This is a genomic window from Glutamicibacter sp. AOP12-B1-11 (assembly GCF_052379245.1).
Lineage (GTDB): Bacteria > Actinomycetota > Actinomycetes > Actinomycetales > Micrococcaceae > Glutamicibacter.
In genome coordinates this window covers 48,765-70,954 of sequence record NZ_JBQSYL010000004.1, presented here as the reverse complement: position 1 = coordinate 70,954, position 22,190 = coordinate 48,765, and the positions used below count along the sequence as shown (strand labels likewise).

General features: G+C 64.2%; 15 protein-coding genes and 1 tRNA gene. 2 read left to right on the top strand and 14 right to left on the bottom strand.

The window, feature by feature from the left end; genetic code table 11:
• Positions 1 to 182: 182 nt before the first annotated feature.
• The 4 genes from rpsA to polA form a co-directional block, all read right to left on the bottom strand.
• Positions 183 to 1,664, bottom strand: coding sequence for a 30S ribosomal protein S1 (gene rpsA / locus ACT3UQ_RS03405; protein ID WP_105552334.1), 1,482 nt, complete (start codon positions 1,662 to 1,664; stop codon positions 183 to 185).
• 218 nt (positions 1,665 to 1,882) lie between these two features.
• Positions 1,883 to 3,196 carry a GNAT family N-acetyltransferase gene (locus ACT3UQ_RS03400; protein WP_105568917.1) on the bottom strand — a complete coding sequence of 438 codons (1,314 nt, stop codon included), beginning with the start codon at positions 3,194 to 3,196 and terminating at the stop codon, positions 1,883 to 1,885.
• A 67-nt stretch (positions 3,197 to 3,263) separates the two neighbouring features.
• Positions 3,264 to 4,166 (bottom strand): polysaccharide deacetylase family protein, encoded by a 903-nt coding sequence (locus ACT3UQ_RS03395; RefSeq protein WP_105568916.1) that lies wholly within the window; start codon positions 4,164 to 4,166, stop codon positions 3,264 to 3,266.
• 101 nt (positions 4,167 to 4,267) lie between these two features.
• Positions 4,268 to 6,970 (bottom strand): DNA polymerase I, encoded by a 2,703-nt coding sequence (polA, locus tag ACT3UQ_RS03390; RefSeq protein WP_105552337.1) that lies wholly within the window; start codon positions 6,968 to 6,970, stop codon positions 4,268 to 4,270.
• On the opposite strand from polA, the gene ACT3UQ_RS03385 reads away from it, so the two are divergent.
• The gene (locus ACT3UQ_RS03385) at positions 6,969 to 7,454 is read left to right on the top strand and encodes a hotdog fold thioesterase (protein WP_105568915.1); all 486 of its coding nucleotides are present in this window, start codon (positions 6,969 to 6,971) and stop codon (positions 7,452 to 7,454) included. The two genes, polA and ACT3UQ_RS03385, sit on opposite strands and share 2 nt — an antisense overlap.
• Before the next feature lie 7 nt (positions 7,455 to 7,461).
• On the opposite strand, the gene ACT3UQ_RS03380 is transcribed toward ACT3UQ_RS03385, so the two are convergent.
• The 4 genes from ACT3UQ_RS03380 to ACT3UQ_RS03365 all read right to left on the bottom strand — a co-directional run bounded on the left by ACT3UQ_RS03380 (position 7,462) and on the right by ACT3UQ_RS03365 (position 10,481).
• Positions 7,462 to 8,007 (bottom strand): dihydrofolate reductase family protein, encoded by a 546-nt coding sequence (locus ACT3UQ_RS03380; protein WP_105568914.1) that lies wholly within the window; start codon positions 8,005 to 8,007, stop codon positions 7,462 to 7,464.
• Between the two features lie 71 nt (positions 8,008 to 8,078).
• On the bottom strand, positions 8,079 to 8,315 hold the full coding sequence (locus tag ACT3UQ_RS03375; protein WP_105552340.1) for a hypothetical protein: 237 nt from the start codon (positions 8,313 to 8,315) through the stop codon (positions 8,079 to 8,081).
• Positions 8,312 to 9,553: an inorganic phosphate transporter gene (locus ACT3UQ_RS03370; RefSeq protein WP_105552341.1), complete on the bottom strand. Its 1,242-nt coding sequence runs from the start codon at positions 9,551 to 9,553 to the stop codon at positions 8,312 to 8,314. The genes ACT3UQ_RS03375 and ACT3UQ_RS03370 overlap by 4 nt, the downstream gene beginning before the upstream one ends.
• A 310-nt stretch (positions 9,554 to 9,863) precedes the next feature.
• The gene (locus ACT3UQ_RS03365; protein ID WP_096285230.1) at positions 9,864 to 10,481 is read right to left on the bottom strand and encodes an ANTAR domain-containing response regulator; all 618 of its coding nucleotides are present in this window, start codon (positions 10,479 to 10,481) and stop codon (positions 9,864 to 9,866) included.
• Positions 10,482 to 10,669: 188 nt separating this feature from the next.
• Here ACT3UQ_RS03365 and ACT3UQ_RS03360 point away from each other — a divergent pair.
• Positions 10,670 to 10,751 (top strand) — tRNA-Leu (locus ACT3UQ_RS03360).
• Positions 10,752 to 10,934: 183 nt separating this feature from the next.
• Here the strand turns inward: ACT3UQ_RS03360 and pyk are convergent.
• From pyk to trpB, 6 genes are all read right to left on the bottom strand, one after another.
• Complete coding sequence (gene pyk / locus ACT3UQ_RS03355; protein ID WP_105552342.1) at positions 10,935 to 12,446, bottom strand: pyruvate kinase; 1,512 nt, start codon at positions 12,444 to 12,446, stop codon at positions 10,935 to 10,937.
• Between the two features lie 83 nt (positions 12,447 to 12,529).
• Positions 12,530 to 13,999 (bottom strand): glutamate synthase subunit beta, encoded by a 1,470-nt coding sequence (locus ACT3UQ_RS03350; protein WP_105552343.1) that lies wholly within the window; start codon positions 13,997 to 13,999, stop codon positions 12,530 to 12,532.
• Positions 13,992 to 18,605 (bottom strand): glutamate synthase large subunit, encoded by a 4,614-nt coding sequence (gene gltB, locus ACT3UQ_RS03345; RefSeq protein WP_444636487.1) that lies wholly within the window; start codon positions 18,603 to 18,605, stop codon positions 13,992 to 13,994. The genes ACT3UQ_RS03350 and gltB overlap by 8 nt, the downstream gene beginning before the upstream one ends.
• Before the next feature lie 509 nt (positions 18,606 to 19,114).
• Positions 19,115 to 20,077: a prolipoprotein diacylglyceryl transferase gene (gene lgt, locus ACT3UQ_RS03340; protein ID WP_444636486.1), complete on the bottom strand. Its 963-nt coding sequence runs from the start codon at positions 20,075 to 20,077 to the stop codon at positions 19,115 to 19,117.
• Between the two features lie 2 nt (positions 20,078 to 20,079).
• The gene (gene trpA / locus ACT3UQ_RS03335) at positions 20,080 to 20,862 is read right to left on the bottom strand and encodes a tryptophan synthase subunit alpha (RefSeq protein WP_444636485.1); all 783 of its coding nucleotides are present in this window, start codon (positions 20,860 to 20,862) and stop codon (positions 20,080 to 20,082) included.
• Positions 20,863 to 22,125, bottom strand: a complete 1,263-nt coding sequence (trpB, locus tag ACT3UQ_RS03330; RefSeq protein WP_105552345.1) for a tryptophan synthase subunit beta — start codon at positions 22,123 to 22,125, stop codon at positions 20,863 to 20,865. It abuts the gene before it with no gap.
• Positions 22,126 to 22,190 lie beyond the last annotated feature (65 nt).

Genomic DNA, 22,190 nt, shown 5'->3' with positions numbered 1-22,190 from the left:
GGCCGGACTTTATGCTTGCACTCCACCTTTGGGTTGATCTTCAATACGCCCCCTACGCAGCCTGGATGAACCGCATCTGGAAAAGAGCAGTTAAATGAAGGAAAGGCCCAACCCGGAGCGGGTTGGACCTTTCCTCTCAGTACTTGCCTAGCTTGACGCTAAGCTCAGCGCAGCAACAGAAATTAGTTGCCGGTCAGCTTCTCGCGCAGGGCAGCCAGTGCTTCGTCCGAAGCCAGGGTGCCTGCATCGGTGGCTGGAGCCTCCGAGGAGTACGATGCTGGAGCAGCAGCTGCGGCAGTTTCGCCGGCAGCAGCAGGCTCTGCTTCTGCGTCGGCAGCGATTGCGGCAACAACCTGCTTCTTGTGAGCTTCCCAACGCTCCTGAGCGGCAGCGTACTGTGCCTCCCAAGCGGCGCGCTGGGTGTCGAAGCCCTCGAGCCATTCGTTCGACTCTGGGTCGAAGCCCTCTGGGTACTTGTAGTTGCCCTCTTCGTCGTACTCTGCGGCCATGCCGTACAGAGCTGGATCGAATTCGGTACCCTCTGGGTCCACGCCTTCGTTAGCCTGCTTGAGCGACAGCGAGATGCGGCGGCGTTCCAGGTCGATGTCGATGACCTTGACGAACAGCTCGTCGCCCACGGAGACAACCTGCTCGGCCAGTTCAACGTGGCGCACTGCAAGCTCGGAGATGTGGACAAGGCCTTCGATGCCGTCTTCGACGCGAACGAACGCACCGAATGGAACCAACTTGGTGACCTTACCTGGTACAACCTGGCCCAGCGCGTGAGTGCGGGCGAAGGTCTGCCAAGGATCTTCCTGGGTAGCCTTCAGCGACAGCGAAACGCGCTCGCGGTCCAGATCGACTTCGAGAACCTCGACGGTGACTTCCTGGCCAACTTCGACAACCTCGGATGGGTGGTCGATGTGCTTCCAGGACAGCTCGGAAACGTGGACGAGACCGTCTACGCCGCCAAGGTCCACGAATGCACCGAAGTTGACGATGGAGGAAACGACGCCCGGACGAACCTGGCCCTTTTCCAGCTTGTTGAGGAAGGTCGAGCGGACCTCGGACTGGGTCTGCTCGAGCCATGCACGGCGGGAAAGCACAACGTTGTTGCGGTTCTTGTCCAGCTCGATGATCTTGGCTTCGATTTCCTGGCCGATGTACGGAGCCAGGTCGCGCACACGGCGCATCTCGACGAGCGATGCTGGCAAGAAGCCACGCAGGCCGATGTCCAGGATGAGGCCACCCTTGACAACCTCGATGACGGTACCGGTAACGACGCCGTCTTCTTCCTTGATCTTCTCGATGTCGCCCCAGGCACGCTCGTACTGAGCGCGCTTCTTGGACAAGATCAGACGGCCTTCCTTGTCTTCCTTGGTCAGGACCAAGGCTTCGACGCTGTCGCCAACGGTGACAACTTCACCTGGGTCAACGTCGTGCTTGATGGAAAGCTCGCGGGAAGGGATGACACCTTCGGTCTTGTAACCGATATCGAGCAGAACTTCGTCGTGGTCAACCTTGACGACGGTGCCTTCGACGAGGTCACCATCGTTGAAGTACTTGATGGTGGCATCGACTGCGGCCAAGAAGTCCTCAGCGGATCCGATGTCGTTAATTGCGACAACTGGTGCGCTGCTGTTCTCGTTCGAGGTGATGGTCATGTAGTAGGGACTCCGATGTGGATAGATTTGATCAGTCGAAACCCCGGAAGTCCCGGAATTTCGAAGGGGGTAGAACATGAATGCGGACACAACAAAGCCATGGCACGCTGTTCAAGTCTACGCGCCTAGCACACGGCGGGTCAAAGCGTAACCCGCCAACATCCTCGCAAGCGTTTTGTGAACTTCGTCATATCTGCCGGTTAATGCGACCCGTCCCACTAGAAACCGTGCGGAGTGAATCCCTCGCAAGCCGTGCTGAATAAGTCCAGCCACGGCCCTGCTGTTCCTCCGCCTTCCAGTTCAGCGCGTCCTGACGCAAGCAGGAGGTCCAGCTGAACAGTGCCCAGATACAGTCCAGCCAGATCCCGCTCCGACAGCGCCACCCGCGGCAGATCGGATTCGGCCTGCCCTTCCTCGATTCGGCTCACCGTGGCGCGGGAATCGGACACGTCGAACAGGTAGGTTCCGGAGATCAGGTTCATCGGATCATTCACGCACAACAGCAGACGGCCGTCACGCTGGTAGCCGCGGGCTTCGAAGGCAGCGGCAACGTCAAGCACCCGAAGCCACAGCACATCATCGATCGAACGCACCTGGTAGTCCCGCACGTTATCCAGTACATTGCGCAGTGGATCCGCCACAGGGCCTTGGCCGTGCACTTCCTCGACCAGGTCATGGTTGCCCAGGTACTCGAAGAGCTTGAAGCGGGCGGCGTCGCTCGTGGCCACCAGCTTTTGCACGACCAGCTTTGCCTTGGGCTCATCCCATCCGCCGAACTTGTAGGCGGCGAAACCACCGAGCTGGCCGGCGCCGTCGTAATAAGCGGCGAAGCGCAGGTTCTTCGGCTTATCCAAGGTCTCCCAAGTGTCCCAGCGTCCCAGGGCGAAGCCGTTGTCGTACTCGGTGCTGTCCACGGAACCGAAGGTTTGCTCCAGCGCACGCACGGCCAGCGCAGCATACTCGGCCCCGAACTGCTTCGGATCAATGTCGATCACCTGTCCAGGCACCTGCACCCGCAGCTTGACCCCGTGGGCGCACTTGAGCGTGAATCGGCTTTGGTAGGTGGCTGGCTCGAAGCCGTACCGCCCGTAAATGGTCGCCTCCGACGCGGTCAACGCCGCAATCGGGAATCCCGCCTGCTGGGCATAAGCCAGGTCGGCAGTGATCTGCCTCGACAGGATTCCGCGCCGCCGATAGCTCGGAGCGACCGTGACCGCAGTAATCTTGTGCGCTGCAACGGGCGCCTGGCCGCCGGCATTGAGCAGCCCTGGGAACGCGCCATAGGTGTGCACCGGGTGCGCGGCATGTCGCGAGTGCGGCTCGGCAGCTGGATCGAACACCAGTGAAAAGCGCATTTTCAGCGCGTAGGTCAGATCCAGGTAGTTCGACCACTGGTTCTCTTCGGGCAGCTGCTCATAGAAGCCGATCCCGGTGGCCTGGTGGAACAGCTTGATCGATTCATCGAGCTCGGGGCTGCGGACGGTGGCCTGGTAGGTCCGGGTTTCCAGCTTCGGCTTGCTTGCTAATTCCATCGTGCTCCTCGGCAGGAAATATGTGGCTGATCACAGTCTATGCTAGCGCCGGTGCGGCGCAAGGGGTTCACCAGGCTTCGGAGAGCTTAACGAACTCCAGTCCGTCCTGGAGGGCACCAGCCAGTCCGCGAGCGATCCCCCGGGCCGTGCCTGACGCCGGTTGGTTGAAATGCCCGATCCCCACGCCGCCGTCCTTCAGCAACTGAAATTGTGCGGCCACCGTTGCTGCCGGGAAGGTCGCGCCCGCATCCAGATTCACCGTGAAGTTCATCGGGATCAGTCCCAGCTGGCGGCACAGCGCCGCTGAGACCTCATCCATATGCGCGGTGCCCGATCGGAAAAACCGCGCCGCCACCCCGAACTCATCGTTCAGATACCGCTGGTTGCCCATGACCTCGTCGTAGGCTTCGCCCACCGAACGAGTTCCGGAAATTCCGTAGGCCGCTTGCCCATCTATGGTCAATGGAACATGCGAGGTTCCATGATTTGCGATTTCAAACAATGGATCGTCTACCAGCTGCGCCAAGTATCTGCCGTTGCTCCTGGCCCATCGCTGGTTGACGAACAATGTTGCGGGCACCTCGCGCTCGCGCAAGGCATCGATCAGCGCATGGTCGATAGCCGAACCATGCGCTCCCCCGCAGGCGTCAAAGGTCAGCGCCACCCTATTTTTCCCGGTGGGCATCGCCAGTTCGATCCCCTTGGCCTCCAAACCGAACTCGCCTGCCGGAGCATTCTTGAATTGCTCGATGATCTGCGCGCGCGTGGGGTACTGCTGCGCGGGGCTGGCAACGGACGAGGGCGCGTTGGTTGCAGGGGTACTGGTTGTCGAAGCAGGCGAGGATGCAGCCATCGATTCCGACGCACCCTTGGGCACCTGTGCAGCGCAGCTGCTAAGCAGCCCCGCTGCGGCTGCCCCGAAGCCCAAGGCTCCGGCCTTCAAAGCCCAGCGGCGCGAGCGCTGTTCCATGTTCGTCTCTTCCATCATGCACAGTGGTTCGCACCGAGGGGCAGGTGCACCATCAGATGCCCCTGCCCCTCGGTGTTTGCTTCGCTTCGGGAGCAGGGCTCTTAGTGCTCGGCCTCATGCCAGGACTTGCCGATGCCCGGCTGGACGTCCAAGGGGACCTTCAGCTCGGCGGCCCGGCTCATCTCGCCCGTCACCAGTTCCTGCACCGCGTCGAGTTCACCGGCGGCTATCTCCAGCACCAGCTCATCGTGCACCTGCAAAAGCATCCGGGATTTGTACTTCCCCTCGGCCAGCAGCTTGGCAATGTTCAGCATCGCGACCTTCAGCAGATCCGCGGCGGATCCCTGGATCGGCGCGTTCAGCGCCGCGCGTTCGGCGATATCGCGCAGCCTGCGATCGGAGCTGTTGAGCTCCGGCAGGTAGCGCCGGCGGCCGAAGATCGTTTCGGTGTAGCCGTCCTTGCGCGCCTGGTCGACGACGGAACGCAGATAGGTGCGCACCGCGCCAAAGCGTGCGAAGTAGTCCTTCATCAGCGTGCGCGCCTCATCGACGGAGATCTTCAGCTGCTTGGACAGCCCGAAGGAGCTCAGCCCGTAGGCCAGGCCGTAGCTCATCGCCTTCACCTTCGAACGCATCTCGCTGGTGACCTCTTCGGGGGCCACGTCGAAGACATGCGAACCGACGAACCGGTGCAGGTCCTCGCCGCTCTGGTAGGCCTCGATCAGGCCCTCGTCGCCGGACAGGTGCGCCATGATACGCATTTCGATCTGCGAGTAGTCCACGGTCAGCAGGGTTTCGTATCCCTCGCCGACGACGAACACGTCGCGGATGCGCCGACCCTCTTCGGAGCGGATCGGGATGTTCTGCAGGTTCGGGTTCAGGCTGGACAAGCGTCCGGTCGCGGCCACCGTCTGCGCATAGGTTGTGTGGATCCGGCCATCGTCGCCGATCGATTTGAGCAGCCCCTCAACGGTCTGGCGCAGCTTGATCGCCTCGCGGTACGCCATCAGCGCCACCAGGAACGGGTGCTGGGTCTTGACCAGCAAATCCTGCAGGGATTCGGCATCGGTGGTGAAACCGGTTTTGATCTTCTTGGTTTTCGGCAGGTCGAGCTCTTCGAAGAGCACCACCTGCAGCTGCTTCGGGCTGGAGAGGTTCACCTCGTGCCCGATGGAATCGTAGGCTTCCTTGGTGGCCTGGTCCACCTGCGAGGTGAAGTGCGCGTGCAGCTCGTCCAGGCGCTCGCGGCTCACCGCGATGCCCGCACGCTCCATCTCGAAGAGCACGTCGATCAGCGGCAGCTCCATGTCCTTGGCCAGCTCCGCGGCATGCTTTTCGGCGAGCTTGGTGGCGAGGAACGCGGACAGATCAAAAATCGCCTGTGCCTGCGCCAGCGTCGGCTCGATCAGGTCCGCGGTGAGACCCAGATCCAGTTCGCCCTTCTTCGCCGGCTTGAGCACCGGTACCGTGTACTTCAGGTGGTATTGCACCAGATCCACCAGCTCGTGGCTGCGCCGGTCCGGCTGGATCAGGTAGGCGCTGATCAACGTGTCATCGCCTAGGCCGGCGACGCGGAAGCCACGCTCGTAGAGCCGGTGCATGGCGAGTTTCGCGTCGTGGAAGATCTTCGGTGCCTGCGCGTCGGCCAGGAAGCCGGCAAGCACCTTCTCGGTGTCTTCGCCCAGGCTGGACAGTTCCAGCCAGAGCGCCTTGCCCTCACGGAACAGTGCCACCCCGACGGCTTCGCCCGCGGTCACCGCCGCTTGCACCGCAATCGGCGCTCCCTCGCCCTGGGCGATGAATTCGCCCAGTGCCTTCGCATCCTTCGCTTCAAGTCGCTCGAACGCCGCCGCTTCGGGCTGCTCTTCGTCCTCCTGCGCGGCAAAGAGATCGAAGAGCCGCTTGCGCAGGGTGTTGAATTCCAGGGCGTCAAAGAGGTTTTCGATCTCGTCGCGGTTCGGCGCGACCAGTTCGGCTTCGTCCAGGGTCACCGGCAGTTCCAGATCGTGGCGCAACTGGTTCAGCCGCCGGTTGCGGGTGACGTTGTCCAGGTGGGCGCGCAGGCTCTCGCCGACCTTGCCCTTGATCGCGTCGGCATTTTCCAGGATGCCGTTGAGGTCGCCGTAGAGGTTCAGCCATTTCGCGGCGGTCTTCGGTCCCACGCCGGGCACGCCCGGCAGGTTGTCGGCGGTCTCCCCCACCAGCGCGGCCAGATCCGAGTAGCGCTCGGGGCGCACGAAATACTTGGTTTCTACCGCTTCGGCGTCCATCGGCGGGATATCGCTAATGCCCTTCTTCGGATAGAGCACCATGGTCTTGTCGGTGATCAGCTGGAAGGCATCGCGGTCACCGGAGACGACAAGGACTTCGAAGCCCTGCGCTTCGCCCTGGGTTGCCAGGGTGGCCAGGATGTCGTCGGCCTCAAAGCTTTCAAGGGTGATGCTGGGAATGTTCATCGCCTTCATGACCTCTTGAATCAGGTCGATCTGGCCATAGAATTCTTCCGGAGTCTTATTTCGTCCGCCCTTGTATTCGGTGTATTCCAGGGAACGGAACGTTGGGGTGTCCAGGTCGAAGGCCACCGCAACGTGCGTGGGCTTCTGCTGGCGGATCATCGTCAATAGCATGGAGACGAATCCGTGGACGGCATTGGTGTGCTGGCCGGTACTTGTCGCAAAGTTTTCGGCTGGCAGCGCATAGAACGCGCGGAAGGCCATCGAGTGTCCGTCGATGATCAGAAGTTTCTTGTCCGACGTGAATGTCGTTTTGGTAGTTTCGCTCACACCTGAAAGCCTAGTTGCCATGAGCGACAATTTCACTTCTCACGACGAGCAATCTTCAGCACACCCCTTTGCCCAGCAGTTGACTAGGCATGGTGTCCCGCAGGCGATGTGGCCTTTTCTCCAGGGACACGGGGTGGGCACCCTAGTCGAAAAGCTTGATATCCACTTCACCGAGTTTGGCGCCGACCGAGTTTGCGCGACCATGCCGGTCGCAGGAAACGCTCAGGTGGTGGGCATCCTGCACGGCGGGGCATCCGCCGCGCTGGCCGAAACCTTGGGCTCGATGGCTGCCGCCCTGCACGCACGGGGCAAGGCAAACCCGGTAGGAGTCGACCTGAATGTCACCCACCACAAGGCCGCGCGCCAGGGCTTGGTCAGCGCCGTGTGCACGCCGCTGCATTTGGGCCGGCGCGTCACCACCCATGAGATCGTCATCACCAACGAGGCAGGCCAACGCGTGGCCACGGCCCGAATCACCAATATGCTCCTGCCCATCGAGGGCTAGCCGAGCGCTAGGAGACGGCGTAGCTTGCGGCGAAGATATCGTCGCCGAGTTCACGGATTTTCAGTCCGGATAGCTGCGCGTTGGCATCGCGGCCGAAAATGTTCACCCCGCCGCCGAGGAACACCGGCACCGTCACCACGGTGAGTTCGTCGAGCATTCCGGCCTCGATAAAGCCGCCGGCCAGATCCGCACCGCCCACGAGCCAGACATCTCCGGCGCCGGCGCTTTTGGCAATGTCACGGCTCCAGAAACTGATTTCACCGCGGATGAAGGTCAGGTCCGTGTCGGGCAACGAGGGAAGCTCATGGTGCGTGAAGATCCACACCGGCTTCGCGCCGAATGGCCATTGCAGGTGCCCCTCGCCGATATCCCGCACGATCGTTTCGTAGGTTTTGCCGCCGACGACCACCGCGCCGATGCTGTCGAAGAACTCGCGAAGGTCGGCCTGGTAGCCGGGCAGCTCGGTAAATGGGCGTAGCCAATGCGTGTCGCCCGACTGATCGGCCACAAAGCCGTCGATGGAGGCACCCACGTAGTACTTGAAGCTAGTCATAGCTCCAGTCTAGGGGTGCCTCCATCGAAGGCAATATCTAGTTTTTGCCGCCCACCGGGCGTGCCGGATGCCTAGAGGCCCAAGATCGCTTCGCTCAGCTGCGGAACGATGAGCACCACGCCGAAGAGCACGATCAGCCCGCACAGTCCGAAGCAGAGGTAGGCGCCGTACTTATTAACCTGGGTATTGCGGTGCTCGTCGCGGGCCACCGCCAGCAGGCGCACGCCAAAGGAGTATGCGACGACGATGCACATGGCAGCTACCCAGCTGACCAGCGCGACGATGAGAAAAGCTGACCATTCGATCATGAGATATCCGCTTCCTTGTCCATGGCTTCCTGCGCAAGCTTCCGGGCCGCCGTTGCTTCGGCCTTGGCGCGGGCGCGACGCTCCTTCTTCGAAAGGATATTGACCGCGGCTCCCGAATTATCGATGTCGGACATCGCGGTATCGTGCCCCACATGGTCCTTGCGGGACATGTACCAGAACAGCAGCAGGGTTCCCACGCCGACGACGGCGACGATCCCGACGCCGACTGCGCCGATATGGGTCAGCGCCGCGGCGGCACCGCCAACGATGGCGGCCGCCGGAAGGGTGAACAGCCACCCCAGGGCAATGCGGCCCGCGGTGCCCCAGCGCACTTCTGCGCCCTTGCGTCCCAGGCCGGAACCGATGACCGAGCCGGATGCCACCTGCGTGGTGGACAAGGCGAAGCCCAGGTGCGATGAGGTGAGAATTGCCGAGGCGGTCGAAACCTCGGCGGCGAAGCCCTGCGCGGGCTTCACATCGGTGAGCCCCGAACCCATGGTGCGGATAATGCGCCAGCCACCGGTGTAGGTGCCCAAGGCAATGGCCACCGCACAGGTTGCAACGACCCACAGGTGCGGGCCGGTGCCGGCGCTCTGCATCCCCGAAGCGACCAGAGTCAGGGTGATAACACCCATGGTCTTCTGCGCGTCATTGGTGCCGTGCGCCAGCGCCACGAGCGAGGAAGAGAAGATCTGTCCGTAGCGGAAGCCTCCGCGTTTAGGCGAGGCGCCGTTCTGCCGCTTCGTGATCGAGTACGCAAGCTTCGTGCATAGATACGCGGAAATGCCCGCAATCAGCGGGGCGCACAATGCCGGCAGAAGCACCTTGGAGAGCAACACCCCGTAGTCGATGGCGCCGAACCCGGCACCGACGATCGCGGCGCCAACCAGCCCACCGAACAGGGCGTGGGAGGAGCTTGAAGGCAGGCCGAGCATCCAGGTGAATACGTTCCAGATCACCGCGCCCATAAGTCCCGCAAAGATCATTTCCGGCATGATCTGCACGCCGGTGGTGGGATCTTCGTTGATAATGCCGCCAGAAATCGTCTTGGCTACCTCCGTAGAGAGGAAAGCACCGACGAGGTTCAAAACCGCAGCGAGAGCTACAGCCTTTTTTGGAGTGATTGCTCCGGTTGCGATTGGGGTGGCCATCGCATTGGCCGTGTCATGAAAACCATTGGTGAAGTCGAAAAACAACGCCAAGGCGATGACCAGGACGACGATTAGCGTCAAATCCATTGAATACCAGCCTGAGGGTCGAACGGCAAGGAAAAAGAACTTGGGCCGAGAGCTGCAAAATCCAGCGAAGATGATGGCGTGCGGGATTGGGCTCAAAGCGCAATTTCAATCTTATGCCCCTGAACAGATACGTCAATCCGGCCAGTCAACCAACCCCGGGCAAATTCCGCATGAACTTTTGGTGCCCAAGTAGGCAATTACCGTGTTCATGCCGGATCGCGCTTTTGCGGGCAGAGAAAATGTGCGCCAAACCATAGGTGGCTTGGCGCACATTCGCGCGGCTCGCTGCGCCGCAGGCAATGGCGGGAGGCTACTTAACCTGATCGATCACGGTGTCCGCGACCTGCCGCATGCTCAGTCGACGGTCCATCGAGGTCTTCTGGATCCAGCGGAATGCTTCCGGTTCGGTCAACCCCATCTTGGTGATGAGCAGCGACTTGGCCCGGTCCACAAGCTTTCGAGTCTCGAACTGCTCGGCGAGGTTGCTGACCTCGGACTCCAGGGCACGCAGCTCGTCGTTGCGCGAAATCGCGATTTCGATCGCCGGGGTCAGGTCGGCCGGGGTGAAGGGCTTGACCACGTAGGCCATGGCGCCGGCTTCGCGCGCCCGCTCCACCAATTCCTTTTGGCTGAATGCGGTGAGCAGCACGACGGGGGCGATGCGCTCCTTGACGATCGACTCGGCGGCGGTAATGCCATCCATCACCGGCATCTTTACATCCATCAGCACCAGATCCGGCTTCAACTCACGCGCCTTCTCCAGCGCGCTCTGGCCGTTGTCGACCTCGGCCACCACGTCATAGCCTTCGGAGCGCAAGATCTCAACGATATCCAGGCGGATCAGCGTCTCGTCTTCGGCTACGAGCACGCGTCGCGCCGCGGAAGGCGCCTCGGAAGGGATTTTGGTAATTTCTGGTAGCTCGCTCATAGGGCGCCTTCCTTAGTGGTCTGCGTACCTGCCTCGTTAGCCGGCAGAATTCAAGATGTATTTCGCGGCGAGCCGCGCTGCTCCCGTTTCGTATCTAAGCCTACTTGCATGTACCCTTATTAGGGCGATGACGCGAGGTTATCGATTAGGAAATCTACGAAACCTCTAGTAAACTCGTCAATGTGCTCGCCCAAGTGGCGGAATCGGTAGACGCGCCGCACTCAAAATGCGGTATCGAAAGATGTGTGGGTTCGAGTCCCACCTTGGGCACATCATGAATGCCGTCGGAGAAAGTGAAAACTCTCTCCGGCGGCATTTTTTCTTTTAATTATTCGCCCCTGTGATGCATCTCGCAGCGAGGATGGATTGGTTCCAAACGCGAATGAGCCTGCCCGCAGGATCGATGAAACGATCTTGCGGGCAGGCTCACTTTTGTTGGCTCAAAGCTACGGCTTAGAGATCCTTGGGCGTCGAAACGTTCGCAGGATCCCATGGCCCGACAACTTCGCGCGCCGGCATTGGCTTGCCGTCGACCAGCTGACCGGCATCAGCCAGGTCCCCGACCTTGTGCACGCGCAGCGAATTGGTCGAACCGGCTTGCCCCGGAGGGGAACCGGCAGCGATGCAAACCAGATCGTTGATCTGGGCCAGGCCTTCGCTGAGCAGCTGCTCATCGACCTGTGCGGTCATCTTGTCGGTGTGGTCCGCGTAGGCCACCAGGCGTGCCTGCACTCCCCACATCAGGGTCATGATGTTGTAGGTCTGCTGCAGCGGGGTGAAGGCCAGCACCGGGCGCTTCGGGCGCAGGCGCGAAAGGCGTCGTGCGGAGTCACCGGACTGGGTGAAGGCGACGATGTATTTCGCGTCGAGCTGATCGGCGATTTCCACGGCCGCACGGGTAATCGCGCCGCCACGGGTCTTCGGCTGCGAGCCGAGACGTGGAATGCGATCCAGCCCGTGCTGCTCGGTGGAGGAAATAATGCGCGACATGGTTTCCACGGTCTCCACCGGGTAGGCGCCCACCGAGGTCTCCCCCGAAAGCATCACCGCGTCGGCGCCGTCGAGCACCGCGTTGGCGCAGTCCGAAGCCTCGGCACGGGTTGGGGTCGGCGATTCGATCATCGATTCGAGCACCTGGGTGGCGACGATGACCGGCTTGGCCCAGCGGCGCGCGAGCTCCACCGCACGTTTCTGCACCACCGGAACGTCTTCCAGCGGCAGCTCCACGCCCAGGTCGCCACGGGCAACCATGATCGCGTCGAAGGCGTTGATGATTTCTTCCAGCGCGGCAACTGCCTGCGGCTTCTCGATCTTTGCGATCACCGGAAGGCGGCGGCCTTCCTCGTCCATGATTTCGTGCACGCGCTCGATATCGCTGGCATTGCGCACGAAGGACAACGCGATCATGTCGACGCCGGCACGAATGGCCCAGCGCAGATCGTCCTCGTCCTTTTCGCTCAGCGCCGGCACGTTGACCGCAACGCCGGGCAGGTTGATGCCCTTGTTATTGGAGACCTCGCCGCCGACCACGACCTCGGAGCGCACCTCGGTATCGGTGACCTCGATGGCTTTGAGCTTCACCTTGCCGTCGTTGATCAGCAGGAAGTCCCCCGGCTTCACATCGGTTGGCAAGCCCTTGAAGGTGGTCGAGCACAGGTTGCGAGTACCCTGGATGTCCTCGATGGTAATGGTGAATTCTTCGCCGACTTCCAAGATGTACTTGGCGTCGTCCTTGAAACGACCCAGGCGGATCTTCGGGCCTTGCAGGTCTGCGAAAATGCCGACCGCGCGCCCCACCTCGGTCGCCGCGTTACGTACGTTTGCCAAGGATTGAGCATGCATGGAGTAGTCTCCATGGCTCATGTTCAGTCGGGCGACGTCTACGCCCGCTTGAAGTACCGCTACGGTGTTTTCATAGCTCGCTAGGGCCGGGCCCCATGTTGCCACAATTTTTGCGCGTCTCATACCGTCAGCCAAATGCCTTTCATGTTTGCATAGGCAAAATGCGGCGAACCCGTTTGGGTTCGCCGCATCAAAGCCTATGCCACTCAAATGATGCTGATGGCTCTATCTGTTGGAGCAACTGGTGCAGGAAGGTTCGTCGTTTCCATCAGGAACTTATCGACTCCGGCGGCGCAAGCGCGGCCTTCGGCGATAGCCCAGACGATCAGCGACTGCCCCCGACCGGCATCTCCGGCGGCGAACACCGATTCGGAGTTCGTCATGTAGTAGCCATCTCGGGCGACGTTGCCCCGGTTGTCGAATTCGATGCTGAGCTGCTCATCGAGCCCGGAAGGTTCCGGACCGGTGAAGCCAAGAGCCAGGAGAACCAGATCCGCTTTGATAACGCGTTCCGTCCCAGGCTTCGGCAGGCGCTTGCCGGCAACGAATTCTGTCTCTGCAACTGTAACACCGATCACCTTATTCTGCTCGGCTCCCTCGCCGGAAACGAAGTTCACGGTCGAGGCCAGATAGCTGCGTTCGCCGCCCTCCTCATGCGAGGACTGCACCTCGAAGAGCAGCGGCATCGTGGGCCACGGCTGGGTGTCGGCGCGTTCGGTCGGCGGCTTCTGGCCGATGGCCAAGGTGGTCACCGAAGCGGCTCCCTGGCGCAGCGCGGTGCCGATGCAGTCGGATCCGGTGTCGCCACCGCCGAGCACGATCACGTGCTTGCCCTTCGCATCGATGCGCGCAGCGTCCAGGGTTCCGGCCACCACGCGGTTGTTCTCTGTGAGGAACTCCATGGCGTGGTGCACGCCATCCAGGTCATGGCCCGGGATGGGCAGCTCCCGCGGGATGGTGGCGCCGGTGGCGACGATCACCGCGTCATAATCGCGACGCAATTGATCCCAGCTGATCTCCTTGCCGATCTCGATGCCGGTGCGGAAGATCGTGCCTTCCTCACGCATCTGGTCCAGGCGGCGGTCGATGATCTGCTTTTCGAGTTTGAAGTCCGGGATGCCGAAGCGCAGCAGGCCGCCGATCTGCTCGTCGCGCTCGTAGACCGCCACGGTGTGGCCCACCCGGGTCAGCTGCTGGGCGGCAGCCAGTCCGGCCGGACCGGAACCGACGATGGCCACGCGCTTCTCGGTGTGGCGCGCCGGCGGCTGCGCGATGAAGTCGCCCGCGTCCATCAGATGCTCGGCCAGCTCGGCCTCGACCTGCTTGATGGTGACCGCGGGCTGGTTGATGCTCAGCACGCAGGCCGCCTCGCAGGGGGCGGGGCACAGCTTACCGGTCAGTTCCGGGAAGTTGTTGGTGCTCAGCAGCCGGGCCGCGGCATCGTCCATCCGCCCGCGGTAGGTCAGGTCATTGAACTCCGGGATCAGGTTGCCCAGCGGGCAGCCCTGGTGGCAGAACGGGATGCCGCAGTCCATGCAGCGCGAGGCCTGCTCCTGCAGCGTGCCTGCCTGCTGGCGCTCAAGGACCTCCTTGTAGTCCATCAGGCGCACCGGCACCGGGCGCTTGGGTTGGGTGACGCGTTCGGTCACCTTCAAGAATCCGCGTGGATCAGCCACGGGTCACCTCCAAAATCTTGTCCCATACCTGCGGCGAATCCGGATTCTCTCCGGCGGCCGCCGCTTCGGCACGGATATTTTCAACCGCGGCGAAATCGCGCGGGATGATGCTGGTCAAGCGCTGGCGGGTCTGCTCCCAATCCAGGATCAGGCGCTGCGCCTGCGGCGAGGCGGTCAGCGCGATGTGCTCGGTGAGCAGCGCGTGGATCGCCTGCGCCTCGGCCTCGTCGATTCCGCGGACCAGCAGATCGCCGGCCGCGGCGGCCAGCGGATTCAGGTTCTTCTCCTCGAAGTCCAGCACCCAGGCCATGCCGCCGGACATCCCGGCGCCGAAGTTGCGTCCGGTGGCGCCCAGGATCAGCACCCGGCCGCCGGTCATGTATTCGCAGCCGTGTTCGCCGATGCCTTCGGTGACGATCGTGGCGCCCGAGTTGCGCACCGCGAACCGTTCGCCGACCATGCCGTTGATGAACATCTCGCCGCTGGTCGCGCCGTAGCCGACCACATTTCCGGCGATCACCTGGTCCTGCGGGTTGGACAGGGTGGTGCGCGGCGGGTGGATGGCGATCCGTCCGCCCGAGAGCCCCTTGCCGACGTAGTCGTTCGCGTCGCCGGAGAGCCCGAGGGTGATGCCGGCGGGCAGGAAGGCGCCCAGGGACTGGCCCGCGCGCCCGGCCAGGTTCACCCGGATGGTGTCCGCGGCCAGTTCTTCGAGCCCGAAGGTCTTGGTCACGTGGTGGCCGAGCAGCGTGCCCACCGAACGGTCGGTGTTCACGATGTCCGCGTCGATCACCACCGGGATCCGGTCCGCCAGGGTCTGCGCGGCCGCGGCCAAGAGCCGCTGGTCCAGATGCTTGTCAAGACCGTGGTCCTGGCCGATCCGGCGGCGGCGTGCGGTGAGTTCCACGTCGGGCACGTGGGTGATCGCGCCCAGGGCCAGGGACTGGACCTTGTCGTGGGCGCCGGCCTGCGCGCCGCTGAGCAGCTCCACCCGGCCGATGACCTCCTCCAGGGTGCGCGCACCCAGGCTGGCGAGCAGTTCGCGGACCTCTTGCGCGATGAACTCGAAGAAGTTCACCACGAATTCGGCCTTGCCGCTGAAGCGTTCGCGCAGCGCGGGGTTCTGCGTGGCCACGCCCACCGGGCAGGTGTCCAGGTGGCACACGCGCATCATGATGCAGCCCGAAACCACCAGCGGGGCGGTGGCGAAGCCGAATTCCTCGGCGCCGAGCAGCGCGCCGATGAGCACGTCGCGCCCGGTTTTCAGCTGGCCGTCCACCTGCACGGTGACGCGGTCGCGCAACCCGTTGAGGATCAGCGTCTGCTGCGCCTCGGCCAGGCCGATCTCCCACGGGGTACCCGCATGCTTGAGCGAATTCATCGGCGAAGCGCCGGTGCCGCCATCGTGCCCGGAGATCAGCACGACGTCGGCCTTCGCCTTGGCCACGCCGGCCGCGACGGTGCCGATGCCGGACTCGGAGACCAGCTTCACGTGCACGCGTGCCGCCGGGTTGGAGCACTTCGCGTCGTGGATCAGCTGGGCCAGGTCCTCGATCGAGTAGATGTCGTGGTGCGGCGGCGGGGAGATGAGTCCCACGCCCGGGGTGGAGTGGCGGGTCTTGGCGATCCACGGGTAGAGCTTCTGGCTCATCAGCTGGCCGCCCTCGCCGGGCTTCGCGCCCTGGGCCATCTTGATCTGGATGTCATCGGCGTTGGTCAGGTACAGGCTGGTCACCCCGAAGCGGCCCGAGGCGATCTGCTTCACGGCGCTGCGGCGCACCGGGTCGAGCAGCCGCTCGGGATCCTCGCCGCCCTCGCCGGTGTTGGACTTGCCGCCCAGCCGGTTCATCGCGATGGCCAGGGTCTCGTGCGCCTCGGCGGAGATCGAGCCGTAGCTCATCGCCCCGGTGGCGAAGCGCTTCACGATCGAGCTGACCGGTTCGACCTCGTCGATGGGGATCGGGGTGATGGACTCGGTGTTGAACTTCAGCAGCCCGCGCAGGGTTTTCAGCTCCGAGGCCTGGTCGTCGACGGCCTTGGTGTACTCCTTGAACACGTCGTAGCGGCGGGTCCGGGTGGAGTGCTGCAGGCGGAATACGGTCTGCGGGTCGAACAGGTGCGGCGGCCCTTCGCGGCGCCACTGGTACTCCCCGCCCACCTCCAGCTCGTTGGGCTGGCTCGCCCCGGAATGCTCCGGGTAGGCCCGGGCGTGCCGGGCCGCGGCCTCGGCGGCGACGACGTCGAGCTCAATGCCCGAGAGCTTGGTGGCGGTGCCGGTGAAGTACTGGTCGACCACGCGCTGGGAGAGCCCCACGGCCTCGAAGGTCTGCGCCCCGCAGTAGGAGGACACCGTGGAGATGCCCATCTTGCTCATGATCTTCAGCACCCCCTTGCCCAGGGACTTGATCAGGTTCGCGGCGGCGGCCTGCCCGGTGATGCCCGGCAGCGAGCCTTCCTCGGCCAGCTGCTCGACGCTTTCCAGCGCGAGGTACGGGTTGATGGCGCTGGCGCCGTAGCCGATGAGCAGCGCGATGTGGTGGACCTCGCGGGCGTCGCCGGACTCGATGATCAGCGACACGCGGGTGCGGTTCGAGCTCTTGAGCAGGTGGTGGTGCACCGCGGAGGTCAGCAGCAGCGACGGGATCGGAGCCCAGGCCGCGGAGGAGTCGCGGTCCGAGAGCACGATGTAGCGCACCCCGCGGTTCACCGCGGCGGAGACCTTTTCGCAGATTTCCTGCAGCCGGGCCCGCAGTTCGGATTCGCCGCCGGCCGGGCGGTAGAGCCCGCGGACCTTCAGCGAGTACTTGGCGCCCGACGAGTCGCGCAGGTTCACGATCTTCGCGACCTGGTCGTTGGTCAGCACCGGGTAGTCCAGATCGATCTGCGTCTGCGCCACGCGGTCCAGGGAGAGCAGGTTGCCGTCGGGTCCGATGGAGGTGCGCATCGAGGTGACCAGCTCCTCGCGGATCGCATCCAGCGGCGGGTTGGTGACCTGGGCGAAGGACTGCGTGAAGTAGTCGAAGAGCAGCCGCGGGCGCTGCGAGAGCGCGGCGATCGGGCTGTCGGTGCCCATGGCGCCCAGCGGCTCGGCTCCGGTGCTGGCCATCGGGGCCAGCAGCATGCGCAGCTCCTCCGCCGTGTAGCCGAAGGTCAGCTGGCGCTGCAGCACGGAGGCCGAATTGTGGCGCACATGCTCCAGGTCCGGGAACTCCTCCAGGGACTTGATATTCGTCCCGACCCATTCGCGCCACGGCTTCGCGGCGGCGACCTCGGCCTTGATCTCGGCGTCATCCACGATGCGTCCGGCATTCAGGTCCAGCGCGAACATCTTGCCCGGGGCCACGCGGCCCTTGGAGACGATATGCTCCTCGGCGATGTCGATGACGCCGACCTCGCTGGCGAGCACCACCAGGTCGTCGTCGGTGACCCACCAGCGCGCCGGGCGCAGTCCGTTGCGGTCCAGCACCGCGCCGGCCAGCTGGCCGTCGGTGAAGCAGACCGCCGCCGGGCCGTCCCACGGTTCGATGAGCATCGAGTGGTACTGGTAGAAGGCGCGCAGGTCGGCGTCCATCTGGGTGTCGTTTTCCCAGGGCTGCGGGATCATCATCATGATCGCCTCGGTGACCTTGCGCCCCGAGAGCATCAGCATCTCGGCGACCTCGTCGAAGCTCGCGGAGTCCGAGGCGCCGGGGGTGCAGATCGGGAAGAGCTCCTCGGGCACCTCGCCGAGCAGCTCGGATTCCAGGGTCGACTGGCGGGCGCGCATCCAGTTGCGGTTGCCCTTGACGGTGTTGATCTCGCCGTTGTGCGCGATGGTGCGGAACGGCTGGGCCAGCGGCCACGACGGGAAGGTATTGGTGGAGAAGCGCGAGTGCACGATCGCGCAGCGGCTGGTGAAGCGCTCGTCGGACAAGTCCGGGAAGAACGGCTCGAGCTGGGCGGTGGAGACCATGCCCTTGTAGACGATGGACTGCGCGGAGAAGGAGGCGAAGTAGACGCCGATCTTATTGTGCGCGCGCCGGCGGATGCGCCAGGCTGCCGCGTCCAGGGCCCGGGAGTCGAGCTCACCGGAGGCCGCGCTGGAGGCGACGAAGAATTGGGTGATATGCGGCATGACCGCACGGGCGGAGGCGCCAAGTACTTCCGGATCCACCGGGACGGTGCGCCAGCCGAGCACGGTCAGCGACTCTTCGGCGGCGAGCTCTTCGAGTTCGGCCTTGGCGAACTCCAGTTCGTTCTGCGCCGCGGGCAGGAAGCCCATGCCGACCGCGTAGCTCCCGGGGGCGGGCAGCTCGAATTCGGTGACGGCGCGCAGGAAGGCATCGGGCAGGTGCAGCAGGATGCCCGCTCCGTCGCCGGTCCCCTCGTCGGCGCCGATGGCCCCGCGGTGTTCCAGGCGGCGCAGCGCGGTCAGCGCGTGGCTGACGATCTCATGAGTTGGGTGGTTCTTCAGCGATGCAATCATCGCCAGTCCGCAGGCATCCTTTTCGGCGCTCGGGTCGTATAAACCCTGCGCCGGCGGAATTGCCGCGAATCGGGTATAGGGCGAGGGGGCGGCCTCGCCAAATCCGGGCGAGGCGTTCAACTGGACTCCGGTCATGCTCATGAGCGTGCCTTTCGTGGTTCATGCGGCGGAAAAGGCGAACCGGGTCCCACCTTGGGGATTCTCGAAGGTGCGTCAGCCACCGGTCGCCTTAACCTCGTGGCCAGCTGCGCCGCCGGCGGGGTGGGGCCGAGCGGGTGCGCTGCTTCGAAGGTTGAAGGATCCACCGCGTTGTGGTTCCTGCGCCTCGCCCGGGTCATGGGGTGTGGACTCCCGGAGAGGTGCGTAGATTTACCTTACGCCCCCTATGTTTCCCGCTTTCGCGCGGTTTTGTTTCGAAAATGTTAAAACGGTCACGCACAGCGCCAGCTAAAAAGCAGGTTTATTCGCGGTGATGCTGGCCTTTTCCATTGTTTCGCCCGGGGTTGAGCCGATTTTTAAATGTTTCGCGCAGATTGCGTACCGCCCACCCGAGGGGCAAAAAAGTCCTGCGTTAACGCCGAAACGGGGACCGAAAAAACACGCGCTGGTGTTTTTCGATCCCCGTTGGAGGTGCGGAGGCAGCTCCGCGATCAGCCCGGCGGCTGCTCGTCGTCCTTCGTGATCTGCCGCTCGGTGTTGCTCGACGGAGCGTCGGTGCCCGCCGCCGCGGCGCGGGCCGCCGGCTCGCGCCCGGGCAGGAAGAGCGAATCCTTGCCTTCCCCGCGCAGCTTCGCCAGCACGTAGGCCAGCGCCAGCGAGCCGAAGACGACCAGGGCGATGGCCAGCCACTGGTGGATGCGCAGGGACAGCGGGCCGATGCTGATGATCTCCGCCGCGTCCAGGCGCAGCGACTCGGTGAAGGTCCGGCCGATGCCGTACCAAATCACGTAGCAGCAGAACAACGCTGTGCGGCGCAGCGCGAACTTCTTGTCCAGCGCCAGCAGCACCACCACGCCCAGCAGGTTCCACAATGATTCGTAGAGAAAGGTCGGGTGGAAGAGCGTCTCGGGCGGCAGCGAGGCCGGGAAGTTATAGTGCTCCGGGTCGATTTCAAGTCCCCAGGGCAGGGTGGTCGGCGCGCCGAAGAGTTCCTGGTTGAACCAGTTCCCCCAACGGCCCACGGCTTGGGCCAGCAGCACGCCGGGGGCGACGGCGTCGATGAAGGCCGAGAGCCGCACCCCGCTCCGCCGGCAGCCGATCCAGGCGCCGACGATGCCCAGCGAGACCGCGCCCATGATGCCCAGTCCGCCCAGCCAGAGCTGCGGGATCTCGGCCCAGTGCGCTTGCTGCCCGCCGAGCCCGAAGTAGTACATCGGGTCGGTGATCAGCACGTGGTAGAGCCGGCCGCCGACGATGCCGAAGGGGATCGCCCAGATGACGATGTCCCAGAGCAGGTCCGAGTCGCCGCCGCGGGCACGCATCCGCCGCCCGGTCAGCCACAGCGCCAGCACGATGCCCAGCAAGATGCACAGCGCGTAGGCGTGGATGGTCAGCGGGCCCAGGGAGAGCTTGGAGAATTCCTCCGGCGGAGACGGGATGGAGACCGGGAGCATGCCTAGGCCCGTCCGCTCAGCTCCGCGGCGAGGCGGCCCACGGCGGGCACTCCCCCGTCGCGCAGCGCGGCGACCAGCGCGGTGCCCACGATCACCCCGTCGGCGTAGCCGCCGATCTCGGTGACGTGTTCGCGGCGTGAAACGCCGAGCCCGACGCAGGCGTTCGCGGCGCCGGCGGCATGGGCGGCGTCCACCACGGCCTGCGCGGCGGAGGAAACCTCGCTGCGCGCCCCGGTGACACCCATCAGCGAAACGCAGTAGACGAACCCGGAGGAGGCCGCGACGGTCTGCTTCACGCGCGCCTCGGTGGAGCTCGGAGCGATCAGGAACACCCGTTCCAGGTCGTACTTCTCGCTTGCGGCCTGCCATTCGGCGGCCTCGTCGGGCACCAGGTCGGGGGTGATCAGCCCGGCCCCGCCGGCTTCGGCGAAGCGCCGGGCGAATTCGTCCACGCCCAGGCGCAGCACCGGGTTCCAGTAGGTCATCACCATCACCGCGGCGTCGGTGCGCTCGGTGATCCCGCGCACGATGTCGAAGATCTGTGCCACGCGGAAGCCATTGGCCAGCGCGTGGTTGGTCGCCTCCTGGATGACCAGCCCGTCCATCACCGGGTCCGAGTAGGGGATGCCCATCTCGATGACGTCCACCCCGTTCTCGGCCAGCGCGACGGCCGCCTCGATGCTGGTTTCGACATCCGGGAAGCCCGCGGGCAGGTAGCTGATCAGCGCCGGGCGGCCTTCGGCACGCGCCGCGGCGATCTTTTCTGCACTAGTGACACGCGACATTTAGTTGCCCTCCGGGGTGTTCTCAGCGGCCTCGGAATCGAGCATGCCGAACCATTGCGCGGCGGTGGACACGTCCTTGTCCCCACGGCCCGACAGGTTTGCGATGATGATGGTCTCTTCGGGCTGCGCGCCCTCGGCGATCTTGCGGGCCGCCAGCCGGATGGTGCCGGCCAGCGCGTGCGCGGATTCGATCGCCGGCAGGATGCCCTCGGTGCGGCAGAGGATCTTGAACGCGTCCATCGCCTCGGTGTCGGTGACCGGTTCGTAGTGCACGCGGCCGATATCCGCCAGGTAGGCGTGCTCCGGGCCGACGCCCGGGTAGTCCAGGCCCGCGGAGATCGAGTGCGACTCGATGGTCTGCCCGTCGTCGTCCTGCATCAGGTAGCTCTTCGCCCCGTGCAGCACGCCGGGCTTGCCCAGGGTGATGGTCGCGGCGTGGCGGTCGGTGTCCACGCCGTCGCCGCCGGCCTCGAAACCGTAGAGTTCCACCTCCTTGTCGTCGAGGAAGCCGTGGAAGATGCCGATGGCGTTCGATCCGCCGCCGATGCAGGCGGTGACCGCATCGGGCAGGCGGCCGGCCTGCGCGATGATCTGCTCGCGGGCTTCTTCGCCGATGACCTCGTGGAAGTAGCGCACCATGGCCGGGAACGGGGCCCCGCCGGCGGCGGTGCCCAGCAGGTAGTGGGTGGTGCCTACGTTGGCGACCCAGTCGCGCAGCGCCTCGTTGATCGCGTCCTTCAGCGTCTGGGAGCCGACGGTCACCGGGATCACCGTGGCGCCGAGCAGCTGCATGCGCGCGACGTTCAACGCCTGCCGGCGGGTGTCCTCGGCGCCCATGTAGACCACGCATTCCAGGCCCATCAGGGCCGCTGCGGTGGCCGAGGCGACGCCGTGCTGGCCGGCTCCGGTCTCCGCGATGATGCGGGTCTTGCCCATGCGCTTGGCCAGCAGCGCCTGGCCGAGCACGTTGTTGATCTTGTGGCTGCCGGTGTGGTTCAGGTCCTCGCGCTTGAGGAATACGCGCACGCCGCCGCAGGCCTCGGTGGAGAAGCGCTTCGCCTCGGTCAGCAGCGAGGGGCGGCCCGAGTAGCTGCGGTTCAGCTCCTTGACCTCTTCGATGAACGCCGGGTCGGCCTTGGCCGCCTCGAACGTCTCGTTCAGCTCATCCATGGCCGCCATAAGCGATTCGGGCATCCAGCGTCCGCCGTACTGCCCAAAATACGGTCCGCTGGCATGTTTCAGCGAGTCATCCGATGCGTTCATCGATTCCCTCTTCTCTTGAATTTTTTAGCGGTGCCCGGCCAGGAAGCAGGCCCTGGCCGGGCACC